Below are 11,781 nucleotides of genomic sequence, written 5' to 3' on the forward strand. Positions count from 1 at the left end.
AGAGGATTCCGATGACCAAGCGCGTGGCCGTGATCGGCGAATGCATGCTGGAGCTCAAGGGCGAGGCCTTCGGCGCGATGACGCTGGGCTACGGCGGCGATACCTTCAACACCGCCATCTATCTGCGTCGTTGCGGCGCGGCGGCGGGGCTGGAGGTGGCGTATGCCACCGCTGTCGGCGAGGACGGTCTCAGCAGCGGCCTGCTTGAACGGTGGCGAGAGCAGGGCATCGATACGCGCTTGGTGAGGCGGCTCCCAGGTCGCATGCCGGGCCTCTACATGATCGAGGTCGACGGTCGCGGGGAACGCAGCTTCCACTACTGGCGCGACTCCGCCGCGGCGAAGTCGTACTTCGACGTCGAGCGCACGCCGTTGGAAACCCACGCGGATGAATTCGACGCGCTTTATCTCAGCGGCATCACGCTCGCGATCCTGCCGCCCGCCGGGCGTGAGCGCCTCTATGCGCTCATGGCCACGATGCGCGAGCGCGGTGCCCACGTCGTCTTCGACAACAACTACCGGCCTCGGTTGTGGGTGCATCGGCAGGCGGCGCGCCTCGAGTTCGAACGGGCCTTCTCGCTCGCCACGATCGCCCTGGTGACGGCGGACGACCATCAAGCGCTGAAGGACCTGCCTGACCTCGACGCGGCCATCGCGCATGCGAAAGCCTTGGCGGCGCCTGAGGTGCTGATCAAACGCGGCGCCTCGTCGACGCTCGTGCGTGCCGTCGATGGACACGGACGTTGGCTCGAAGCGCCGACGCAATGGGTCGAGCGCGTCGTCGATACCACCGCGGCGGGAGATTCGTTCGCCGGCGGCTACCTGGCGCGTCGGCTCTCGGGACACGATGCCGTCAGTGCTGCGACGCATGGCAATCGAGTCGCATCACGCGTGATCGGATATCCCGGCGCGATCATTCCCGCCGAGGCGATGGCGGACCTGCTCTGACGTCTGCTCAGCGCATCCAGCGCTTGAGCTCCGGCATCAGCACGACCACTTGCTCGGCCACGATGGTCGAGAACACCTGCGCGCCCTTGGGGCCGAGGTGCGTGCGGTCGAAGACCGGATTCGCGGCGCCTGCGCGCTCGGGCGCTGAGGCCGCCTGTGCCGGCGCATCGATCGGCTTCGGTGCCATCGCAAGCGTGTCGGCTTCCGTTTCGCCCATCGACTGCACTGCCGCGTGGCTGATCGCGTTCAGGTCGAGCAACGGGACCTGGTGCTCGACGCTGACGCGGATCGTCGCGTCGGCCCAGGGGCGCAGGTTGTTCTCGAGCTTGCCCTGCGCGTCGAAGCTGCGGCGCGTGAGCGGCGTCAGCATCACCAGCCGCGCGCCGGTCGGTGCCACGTCGGCGATGTAGCCGGCGAGGTTGACGGGAAACTCCGACTGCAGATCGGTGGAGCGGCCCGGCTTGCCGGGCTGGTCGTTGTGGCCGAACTGCATCAGCACGACGTCCGCCTGCCCTGCGGGCCGATCGCGCAGCAGCGTCATGACCTGATCCCAGAGGCCTTCGGCGCGGAAACTCTTCGTGCTGCGTCCGCCCTTGGCGACGTTGAGGCAGGTGACCTCCGGCTTGAAGCGCGCGCAGAGCGCGTCGCCGTAGCCGCTCTTCGTGGCCATCGTGGAATCGCCGACGAGGATGATGCGCAGCGAAGACGCTGCGCTCTGTGCGTGCGCGACGCCGGCCACAAGGACCAGCGCCGCGAGCCATGACTTCTTCATGAGTGCTCCGTGGTGATGCGACCGGAATGGGGCTTGGGGTTCCCGGAGGGAGGCCCCATGCCCCGTGGAGAGTCGGCGCTCATCCCCACGCAGTCAAGCAGGCAAACTCAGAACTTGTACGCCGCTCCGAGCAGGAACTCCCGCCCCGTCACGTGATACACGACCGGGCTGTTCCGGGCTCTCGAGATGAACTGATCGTTCGCCTCGTTGGTCAGGTTGACGCCTTCCAGCGTGATGGTGAGGTGGTCGTTGACCTTGTAGGAGATCGACGCGTCCACGTTGAGCGTGGCGTTCTTCCCTTCCACGTCGTTGTTGTTCTGCCCCGGCACCCGCGTCAGGAACGACGAGCGCTTGGACGCCGACACCCGTGCGCTGAACGTGTTGTCGTCGTAGTACATCGTCGCGTTCCACGACTTGGGCGACATGTTGAGCAGGTCGTCGGTGATGGTGGTGTTGCTGGTCGGCGAGATCAGGTAGGTGATCTTGGACTTCACGTAGGTGTAGTTGAGCACCGTGCCGAAGTTCTTCCCCCAGCCGGGCAGGAAGGTGAACGGCTGCTGGTAGTTCAGCTCGATGCCGCGCAGCTTGCCTCCGGGCGTGTTGATCGGCGTCGTGAGCTGGAACACCTCCTCACCGGTGAAGTTGGACGGCAGCAGCGACATCGGCAGCCCCGTCTGGTTGTACGGCGCGTTGGTGCGCAGGCTCTGGATGTAGGTGTCGATGTTCTTCTGGAACAGGCCCACGCCGACGAAGGCGTTGCGGCCGAAGTACCACTCCAGGCTGCCGTCGAAGGTCTTCGCGCGGAAGGGCTTCAGGTACGGGTTGCCGGTGGTGATCGACAGCGTGCCGGTCGTGCTGATGGTGCCGCCCGGGTTCAGGTTGCCGAGTTGCGGCCGCGCCATCACCTTGGCCGCGGCGAAGCGCGCGATCAGGTCCTTGGTCAGGTTGGCCGACACGTTCAGCGCCGGCAGCCAGTCCTTGTACTTCTGCCCGATCACGACCTCGGTGCCGCCGCCGGTGGCCAGGTAGCCGGTGGCGTCCTGCTCGGTGACGACGTAGCGCACGCCGACGTTGCCCTGCATGCGCAGGCCGAGCAGGCGTCCCTCGAAGTCCGCCTGGACGAAGCCGCCGCGGTCCTTCTCGACCACCGCGCGGTTGTTGCCGCGCGCGTTGCCGTTGGTGGTCGAGGACAGCGTGTAGTCGCCCGGGCCGCCGGCGGGACCGCTCTTGATGCAGTTGCAGTAGATGTCGTAGGCCGCGGCGATCGCGTTGAGGTCGGGGATGACCCACGAGGTCGGCGTGCCTTCGGGCAGGCTGAGCCCGCGCCCGAAGCCGGTGAGCATCTTCGTCAGCACGCCCGATCCCGCCGCGGGCGAGAAGATCGTGTCGTTCTGGTTGATGCGCCGGAATTCGTAGGTGTCGAAGCTGTACTTCTTGTAGTCGAAGCCGGCCTTCAGCGTCAGCGTGTCCGGCATCACTTCCCACGCCAGGTCCAGATGCCCGATGTCGTTGACGTTGTTGGCGCCCTGCGGCCGGATGCGGATCTCGCTGGTGGTCGTGTTGGTGACCGTCGTCGGCTGCGTGCCCGTGGTGACCTGCGGCACGCCGACGATCTGCAGCGCGCCGTTCTGCGCCGTCGGATCGAAGGGGTACTTGATCACCGGCAGCCGGTCGTTGTTGCGGAAGTCCAGCGTGTAGCCGTTGACGTTGAGCGCGTCCAGCGTGACCGTCGTCTGCACCGGGTTGCGGAACTTGGAGTCGGCCCGGCCCACCTTCGCGTTGAGCTTGAGGTGATCGGTGAGGTCCTGCTCCAACGTCAGGCTGGGCTGCTTGAAGGTCGTCGAGAGCTCGTCGTAGCGCGACTCGGCGCGGATGTCGACGCCGTTGAACACGCCGTACTGGAGCGCGCCGTTGGGCGCGTATTGCGCCTCGACCACGCTGGTCTGCGGCTTGCCGCCCTGGCTCGCGGTGCGGCTGAACGAGATCGCCTCGAGGAAGTCCTCGCGCCGTGTCGCGTCGAGCTTCGAGTACAGCATGTCGAAGGTCAGCAGCGTGCGGTCCGTCGGCCGGAACTGGATCGAGCCGGTCAGGCCGAGCCGGTCCTGGTCATGCGAGAGCCGGCCGTAGCGCGGCAGGCGCGGGTGGAAGTTGTCGGCGCTGCTGGCCGCGTTGTAGGCCGCGGTCGCGCCGGCGGACGCGGGCAGGCGCGGCACGCCTTGCGCGGCGGGGCCGCAGTTGGCGGCGGTGGTCGTCGGATTCGCCGGGGTCACGCCTTGCGGCGAGCACCAGCCGCCGGAGGAGGGGCCGTTGTCCCAGCGCACCGTCGAGAAGCCTTCCTCGAAGAGCCGGCGCTTCGAGTACGCACCCGAGACCAGCACGCCCAGCTTCTTGTCCAGGAACACGTCGCTGAGCAGGAAGGCGGCGCGCGGATCGGTCTCGCGCGCGAGGTCGTTGTAGCGGCCCTTCACCGAGGCGGCGATGACGCGCTTGTTGAAGTCGAACGGACGCGCGGCCTGCAGGTCCACCGTCGCGCCGAGCGAGCCTTCGTCCACTTCGGCCGAGCTGCTCTTGCGCACGGTGATCGTGTTGAAGAGCTCGGCGGCGAAGACGTTGAAGTCGAAGCCGCGCGAGCGGTTCGCGCCGCCGGAGCTGTCGGTGCCGCCGGTCGTGGCCAGCGCCTCGATGCCGTTGATGCGCACGCGGGTGAAGTCCGCGCCCAGGCCGCGCACGGTGATGTTGCGGCCTTCGCCGGCGTCGCGGTCGATCACGACGCCCGGGATGCGCTGCAGCGATTCGGCCAGGTTGGTGTCGGGGAACTTGGCGATGTCCTCCGCCTTGATCACGTCGACGATGCCCTTGTCCTGGCGCTTGGCGTTCAACGCACTCTCCAGCGAGGCGCGGATGCCGGTCACCACCACTGTGTCGAGCGCCTTGTCCGCGGCCGATGCGGCCGCGGCAGGGGGCGCGGCCTGGTCCTGGCTCCAGGCGGGGAGCGACAGCGTGGCCGTGCCGAGCAGGCAGGCGGCAAGGCGGGTCAGTCGGGGCGTGGATCGGGGCGTGGATCGGGGCGTGGGCCGAGGCGTGGATCGAGGCGTGGCGGACGTCCCGAGGCGAGTCCCAAAGCGATGGGGCATGACGTTGTCTCCAAGGTTCTTCTGCGACCGCGGGCGCGGGATCGTGGCCCGTCGCTCTCGCGGCATCGGTCGGTCGCAGGCGCACGCAGGGCGCCGGCAGGGTAGGGAGCGGGAGCGCTGTAGTGCGATGCCGCCTCGGTACTGCTGGACGATGCGATCCGCGGTGCGCGCGGACCCTGGGGAATCAGCTCAGAGGTAGTCCTCGCGACGCGGCGAGAACTGGTCCAGCAGCGTGCTGCCGGCCTCCAGCGCGACGACGCCATGCGTGGTCAGACGCGGCGCGACGAAGGCGTCCCCCGGCTTGAGCACGCGCTTGACGCCGCCGACCTCGCATTCGAACGAGCCGCTGATCACGAACGCGATCTGGTCATGGGCGTCGTGCGCATGGGGCGTGCCGATGGCGCCCTGGTCGAACTGCACCAGCACCGACATCAGCTCCGGCGTGTGGCCGACGATCTTGCGGCGGATGCCGTCGCCGAGCTCGGTCCACGGCTGGTCGTCGTTCAGGAAGTACGGGCTGCTCATCGGGGATGTCTCCTGGATTCAGGACGGTTCTCGGCCGTCGTTGCGAGCAACTATAGCGACGTCGCGAAAAATTGAAACAGCGGTTCACTAGATGGAAACCATAGTTCCGGGAAAGTCCGCAGCCCCGTACGCTGCGACCCCATCAGAGCTCGTGAAGCCACAGGAACCGCCAGGAGACGACATGGAAATCCGCCAACCCATCCACAGTGAACACGCCCGCACGCTGGACACCGAAGGCCTGCGCCAGCAGTTCCTGGTCGACGAGATGTTCAAGCCCGACGAGGCGACGCTGACCTACAGCCAGATCGACCGGATCATCGTCGGCGGCATCATGCCGGTGACCAAGCCGGTCACCTTCTCGGCGGAGCTGGGCAAATACACCGGCACGGACTACTTCCTGCAGCGGCGCGAGCTGGGCCTGATCAACATCGGCGGCGCGGCGCGCGTCTTCGTCGACGACACGCAGTACGACGTCGGCCCGCGCGAGGCGCTCTACATCGGCCAGGGCGCGAAGATCGTCGAGTTCAAGAGCGTCGACGCCGCGAATCCGGCCAAGCTGTATTTCAACTGCGCGCCGGCGCACACCGCCTATCCGACGCGCAAGGTCACGCTGGCCGAGGCCTCGCCGGAGACGCTGGGCTCGGCCGAGACCAGCAACCGCCGCACCATCCACAAGTTCCTGGTGCCGGACGTGCTGCCGACCTGCCAGCTGCTGATGGGCATGACGCAGCTGGAGCCGGGCAGCCTCTGGAACACGATGCCCTGCCACCAGCACGACCGCCGCATGGAGGTGTACTTCTACTTCGACATGAAGTCCGACGCGGTGGTCTTCCACATGCTGGGCGAGCCGACGCAGACCCGCCACCTGGTCGTGCGCAACGAACAGGCGGTCATCAGCCCGAGCTGGTCCATCCACTCCGGCGTGGGCACGCAGGCCTACACCTTCATCTGGGGCATGGTCGGCGAGAACCAGGTGTTCAAGGACATGGACCACGTGCCGATGACGACGCTGCGCTGAGCGCGCCCCGCTTCGTCATGGACACCAAGGGAACGACAGACATGATCCTGGACAACTTCCAACTCGACGGCCGCGTGGCCATCGTCTCGGGCTGCAACACCGGCCTGGGGCAGGGGATGGCGGTCGCGCTGGCGCAGGCCGGCGCCCACATCGTCGGCGTCAACGTGTCCGACCCGGCGGAGACGCGCACCGAGGTCGAACGGCTGGGGCGCCGCTTCCTCGACCTGCGCGCCAACCTGGGCGACATCAGCTGCATCGAGGGCCTCGTCGCCGAGGCCAAGTCGCTGACCGGCCGCGTCGACATCCTGGTCAACAACGCCGGCATCATCCGCCGCGAGGACGCGATCCGCTTCAGCGAGAAGGACTGGGACGACGTCGTCGACCTCAACCTGAAGACGGTGTTCTTCTTCTCGCAGGCGGTGGCCCGTCAATACCTGGCACAGGGCGGCGGCGGCAAGATCATCAATGTCGCCTCGATGCTGTCCTTCCAGGGCGGCGTCCGGGTGCCGTCGTACACCGCCAGCAAGAGCGGCGTGATGGGCATCACCCGGCTGATGGCCAACGAATGGGCGTCGCACGGCATCAACGTCAACGCGATCGCGCCCGGCTACATGGCCACCAACAATACCGCCGCGCTGCGCCAGGACGAGACGCGCAACGCCGCGATCCTCGATCGCATCCCCGCCGGGCGCTGGGGCAGCCCGGACGATCTCGCGGGCCCGGTCGTGTTCCTCGCGTCCAAAGCTTCGGACTACGTCAACGGCTACACAGTCGCAGTCGACGGCGGCTGGCTGGCCCGGTAACCGGGCCCACCCCTACGCGCTGCGCGCGCCCCCTCAAGGGGGCGAACCCGGCGGCCCGGCAGAGCCGGTCCGTGGGTTCCGCTGGGTGAAGACACCACGCGCGCGGTTTTGATGATCGGCCACCGACGAGACAACGGGGGATCGATGTACGAGAACAAGAAGCTGGGCTTTCTGTTCGTCCTGCCATTCGTGCTGGGCGTGCTGCTGTTCAAGCTTTTCCCCTTCGTGATGAGCTTCGCGCTCAGCTTCACGCAGTACGACCTGATCGATCCGCCGACCTTCGTCGGGCTGCGGAACTATGAGGAGCTCGCGACCGCGGATCCGCTGTTCCGCAAGTCGCTGGGCGTGACGCTGCTCTTCGCGCTGCTGGCGGTGCCGCTGCGCGTGGGCTTCGCGCTGTTCATCGCGCATGTGCTGAACTTCAAGCTGCGCGGCATCAACTTCTTCCGCGCCGCGTTCTACATCCCGTCCATCCTCGGCGGCTCGATCGCGGTGGCGGTGCTGTGGCGTTTCGTCTTCGCGCGCAACGGCCTGGTCAACCTGGTGCTGATGAAGCTGGGCATCGAGCCGATCGCGTGGCTGGCCGACGAGCACTACTCGATGTGGACCATCGTGCTGCTGTTCACGTGGCAGTTCGGCTCCGCGATGGTGATCTTCCTGGCGGCGCTGCAGAACGTGTCGATCTCGCTCTACGAGGCGGCGGAGTGCGACGGCGCCAGCAAGATGCAGCAGTTCTGGAAGATCACGGTCCCGCTGATCACGCCGGTGATCTTCTTCAACGTGATCATGCAGATGGTGCACGCGTTCCAGGAGTTCAACGGCCCGTACATGATCACCGAGGGCGGCCCGCTGCACTCGACCTACGTGCTGGCGCTCTACATCTACGACCAGAGCTTCCGCTTCTTCAACCTGGGCTACGGCGCGGCGCTGTCGTGGGTGCTGTTCGCGCTGGTCGGCGGCCTGGCGGCGTTGTCCTTCTGGAGCTCCAAGTACTGGGTCTTCTACTCCGGCGAGAAGGAGACCAAGCGATGAGCCGCAACGGATCTTCACTCCCTCTCCCGCTTGCGGGAGAGGGCGAGGTGAGGGCAGCGGTGGCGGCAGTGCGCCGGCCCTGATCCTGGGCCGCGACCGCGGCAACCGCACGCTGCGCTACCTCGCGCTGGGCGCGGTGGCGATCGTGATGCTCTACCCGCTGCTCTGGCTGATCGGCGCCTCCTTCAAGAGCAACGCCGAGATCTTCAGCTCCGCCGGTTTCCTGCCGGACCGCCTCGACTTCGGCGCCTACGCCAAGGGCTGGAAGACCAGCACCGAATACACCTTCGCCACCTACTTCCTCAACAGCTTCCTGATCACGATCCCGCGCATCATCGTCACGGTGATCTCCTGCGTGCTGGTCGCCTACGCCTTCGCGCGCTTCGAGTTCTGGGGCCGCAAGCTGCTCTTCAGCATCATGATCGCCACGATGATGCTGCCGCTGATCGTGCTGCGGCTTCCGCAGTACCTGGTGTTCCGCGAGATCGGCTGGCTGGACTCCTACCTGCCGCTGATCGTGCCTTCCGCCTTCGCGACCGACACCTTCTTCGTCTTCATGCTGGTGCAGTTCCTGCGCGGCATCCCGCGCGACATGGAAGAGGCTGCGCAGATCGACGGCTGCAACGCGCTGCAGCTGCTGTGGCACATCATCGTGCCGCTGCTCAAGCCGGCCATCATCTCCGTGGTCGTCTTCCAGTTCATCTGGACGATGAACGACTTCATGGGCCCGCTGATCTACCTCGCCTCGGTCGAGAAGTACCCCGTCTCCCTCGCACTGAAGATGAGCATCGGCGCGACCGAGGAGGTCGAGTGGGCCAACGTGATCGCGATCTCGGTGGTGGCGCTGATCCCCTCGGTGGCGGTGTTCTTCGCGGCACAGAAGCATTTCATCGAAGGCGCGACGTCCAGCGGCGTCAAGGGCTGACGCCGCGCCCGCATCGCCAGCGCAGACACGACGACACAAGAAGAGAACCCGGAGACACGACGTGGCAAGACTGAGCCTCAACAAGATCGAGAAGGTGTACCCCAACGGCTTCAAGGCCGTGCACGGGGTGGACCTGGAAGTGCGGGACGGCGAGTTCATGGTCTTCGTCGGCCCGTCGGGCTGCGCGAAGTCGACGCTGCTGCGGATGATCGCAGGGCTGGAAAGCATCACCGGCGGCGAGCTGCGCATCGGCGACCGCGCGGTCAACGCGCTGCCGCCCAAGCAGCGCGGCATCGCGATGGTGTTCCAGAACTACGCGCTGTACCCGCACATGAAGGTCTACGACAACCTGGCCTTCGGCCTGAAGCTGGCCGGCACGCCGAAGGCGGAACTCGACCAGCGCGTGCGCCACGCCGCCGGCCTGCTGGAGATGGAGCATCTGCTGGACCGTTACCCGAAGCAGCTCTCCGGCGGCCAGGCGCAGCGTGTCGCGGTCGGCCGGGCGATCGTGAAGAAGCCGGACGTGTTCCTCTTCGACGAGCCGCTGTCCAACCTCGACGCCAAGCTGCGCGCCGCGATGCGCGTGCGGCTCACCGAGCTGCACCGCACGCTGCGCGAGAGCCGCCAGCCGGCGACGACCATCTACGTCACCCACGACCAGGTCGAGGCGATGACGATGGGCGAGCGGATCTGCGTGCTCAAGGACGGCGTGATCCAGCAGGTCGACACGCCGACGGCGCTGTACGACCGGCCGGCGAATGCCTTCGTGGCGGGCTTCATCGGCTCGCCTGAGATGAACCTGCTGGCGGGGCGGCTGCGGGCGACCGACAACGGCCTGGCCGTCGAAGTCGGCGGCGCGAAGCTGCCGCTGCCGGCGGAGAAGACGGTCGGCATCGCGTCGCTGCCGCGGCTTGCGGACGGCGCGCTGACCTTCGGCCTCCGGCCCGAGCACATCGGCCTCGCTCCGCGCGCACAGGGCGACAGCGTGCCGGTCTCCGCTCGAGTGCGCTTCACCGAACACATGGGCTCGGAGGTCTATCTGCATGCGGAGCTCGGCCCGCTGCCGATCTCCGCGCGCATCCCCGCCGAGCAGGCGGTGGCGCTGCAAGGTCTGGCGCGCGGGGACGCCTTGACGCTGCACCTGCAGATGTCGGCGTGCCACCTGTTCGACGCGACGAATGGACTCAACCTGCTGACCACGTCGGCATCGGGCGCGGCTTCGGGATCGCCCGCCGCATCGGGGGCGTCCGCGGCATCGACCTCCACGTCCGGGACCTACGCATGAGCCTGCCGCGACGACAGCTGCTGGGCATCGCCGCGGGGTCGGCCGCGGTGGCCGCGACCGCGGGCGTGACGGCGGCGCTGACCGCGTCGGGCCTGCGCGCGCAGGACAAGCCGACCGTGCTGCGCTTCGCCTGGTGGGGCGGCGCCGGCCGGCACGAGGCGACGCTGAAGGCGCTCGCGCTCTTCGAGCGCCGCCACGGGGTGCGCGTGAAGGCCGAGTACATGGGCTTCAACGGCTACCTGGAGCGGCTGACGACGCAGATCGCCGGCGGGTCCGAGCCCGAGGTCATGCAGATCAACTGGGCCTGGCTGGCGATGTTCAGCAAGCGTGGCAACGGCTTCGCGGACCTGAACCGGCACGGGCGACTGCTGGACCTCGCGCAGTTCGATCGCGACGACCTGGCCTACGGCGACGTGGCCGGCAAGCTGAACGCGCTGCCGGTCTCGTTCAGCGCGCGGGTGATGCTGTGGAACCAGGCGGCCTTCGACCGCGCCGGCCTCGCGCTGCCCCGGACCTGGGATGAACTCTTCGCGGCCGGCCCGGCTTTCCGTCGGATCCTCGGCGAGGACGCCTATCCGCTCGACGGCGAGCTCTACGACATGATGCTGCTGTCCCAGGCCTGGGTGCAGCAGCGCCACGGCACGGCCTACGTCGATCCCGTGCAGCCGCGGGTGGCGATGAGCGAGGCCGCGGCGCTCGACTGGGTGCGCACCTACAAGCGCCTGGTCACCGACCACGTCGCGACCCCGCTGCCGTTGCGCGCGAGCCTGGGCGGCGCGGAGAAGCCGACCGAGCAGCAGCCCGACTGGGTCGTCGGCCGCTGGGCCGGCAACTACACCTGGGACTCGGTCATCGCGCTGCGCGCGTCCACGCTGGACAAGCAGCAGAAGCTGGTGCTCGGCGAGTTCCCGACGCTGCCCGGCGCGCTCGACAGCGGCATGTTCGGTCGCCCCACCGTGATGTACGCGGTGAGTCGGCACGCCGAAAAGAACGGCCGCGCGGAGATGGCGGTCAAGCTCGTCAACTTCCTGCTCACCGATCCGGAGGCCGCGGCGCTGCTCGGCCGCACGCGCGGTCTGCCGTCGGCGCGCGGGCCCTACGAGCAACTGAAGGCCGCCGGCAAGCTGCCGCCGCTGGAGGTCGCCGCGCACGAGCAGATCAAGGTGCAGCGCGAGTCGGGCCGGCTCAAGCGCCCGGCGCCGCTGTTCGAGCACGCCCGGCTGCACAAGTTCATGCGCGAGGTCTTCGAGACCGTCGCGTACAACAAGACCAGCGATGTCGATGCCGCTCGTCGCCTGGTCACGGAAGGCCAGGCCTTGCTGCAACGGATCAAGTGAAAG

The 11,781-nt window shown here is 67.6% G+C and carries 10 protein-coding genes; 7 read left to right on the forward strand and 3 right to left on the reverse strand.

Annotated features, from left to right (window positions below; all coding sequences use genetic code 11):
* Nucleotides 1-11 precede the first annotated feature (11 nt).
* Entirely contained in the window at nt 12-947 is a 936-nt protein-coding gene (locus ACQ86G_RS13405; RefSeq protein WP_431261007.1) for a sugar kinase, read from the forward strand.
* Nucleotides 948-954: 7 nt separating this feature from the next.
* Here the strand turns inward: ACQ86G_RS13405 and ACQ86G_RS13410 are convergent, their stop codons facing one another.
* The 3 genes from ACQ86G_RS13410 to ACQ86G_RS13420 all read right to left on the reverse strand — a co-directional run bounded on the left by ACQ86G_RS13410 (nt 955) and on the right by ACQ86G_RS13420 (nt 5,378).
* On the reverse strand, nt 955-1,719 hold the full coding sequence (locus ACQ86G_RS13410) for a rhamnogalacturonan acetylesterase (protein WP_431261008.1): 765 nt from the start codon (nt 1,717-1,719) through the stop codon (nt 955-957).
* Nucleotides 1,720-1,826: 107 nt separating this feature from the next.
* Nucleotides 1,827-4,853, reverse strand: coding sequence for a TonB-dependent receptor (locus ACQ86G_RS13415; protein ID WP_431261009.1), 3,027 nt, complete (start codon nt 4,851-4,853; stop codon nt 1,827-1,829).
* A gap of 189 nt (nt 4,854-5,042) precedes the next feature.
* On the reverse strand, nt 5,043-5,378 hold the full coding sequence (locus tag ACQ86G_RS13420) for a cupin domain-containing protein (RefSeq protein WP_431261010.1): 336 nt from the start codon (nt 5,376-5,378) through the stop codon (nt 5,043-5,045).
* A 181-nt stretch (nt 5,379-5,559) separates the two neighbouring features.
* Here ACQ86G_RS13420 and kduI point away from each other — a divergent pair, with 181 nt between their 5' ends.
* The 6 genes from kduI to ACQ86G_RS13450 all read left to right on the forward strand — a co-directional run bounded on the left by kduI (nt 5,560) and on the right by ACQ86G_RS13450 (nt 11,778).
* Nucleotides 5,560-6,396 (forward strand): 5-dehydro-4-deoxy-D-glucuronate isomerase, encoded by an 837-nt coding sequence (gene kduI / locus ACQ86G_RS13425; RefSeq protein WP_431261011.1) that lies wholly within the window; start codon nt 5,560-5,562, stop codon nt 6,394-6,396.
* Nucleotides 6,397-6,413: 17 nt separating this feature from the next.
* Nucleotides 6,414-7,199: a 2-dehydro-3-deoxy-D-gluconate 5-dehydrogenase KduD gene (kduD, locus tag ACQ86G_RS13430; protein WP_431261012.1), complete on the forward strand. Its 786-nt coding sequence runs from the start codon at nt 6,414-6,416 to the stop codon at nt 7,197-7,199.
* 144 nt (nt 7,200-7,343) lie between these two features.
* The gene (locus ACQ86G_RS13435; protein ID WP_431261013.1) at nt 7,344-8,231 is read left to right on the forward strand and encodes a carbohydrate ABC transporter permease; all 888 of its coding nucleotides are present in this window, start codon (nt 7,344-7,346) and stop codon (nt 8,229-8,231) included.
* 136 nt (nt 8,232-8,367) lie between these two features.
* Nucleotides 8,368-9,156 (forward strand): carbohydrate ABC transporter permease, encoded by a 789-nt coding sequence (locus tag ACQ86G_RS13440; RefSeq protein ID WP_431261014.1) that lies wholly within the window; start codon nt 8,368-8,370, stop codon nt 9,154-9,156.
* 61 nt (nt 9,157-9,217) lie between these two features.
* The gene (locus tag ACQ86G_RS13445; protein ID WP_431261015.1) at nt 9,218-10,441 is read left to right on the forward strand and encodes an ABC transporter ATP-binding protein; all 1,224 of its coding nucleotides are present in this window, start codon (nt 9,218-9,220) and stop codon (nt 10,439-10,441) included.
* Complete coding sequence (locus tag ACQ86G_RS13450; RefSeq protein ID WP_431261016.1) at nt 10,438-11,778, forward strand: ABC transporter substrate-binding protein; 1,341 nt, start codon at nt 10,438-10,440, stop codon at nt 11,776-11,778. Before ACQ86G_RS13445 ends, ACQ86G_RS13450 begins: the two co-directional genes overlap by 4 nt.
* The last annotated feature ends 3 nt before the right edge of the window (nt 11,779-11,781 follow it).

Source organism: Roseateles chitinivorans, assembly GCF_050632145.1.
Classification (GTDB): Bacteria; Pseudomonadota; Gammaproteobacteria; order Burkholderiales; family Burkholderiaceae_C; genus Roseateles; species Roseateles chitinivorans_B.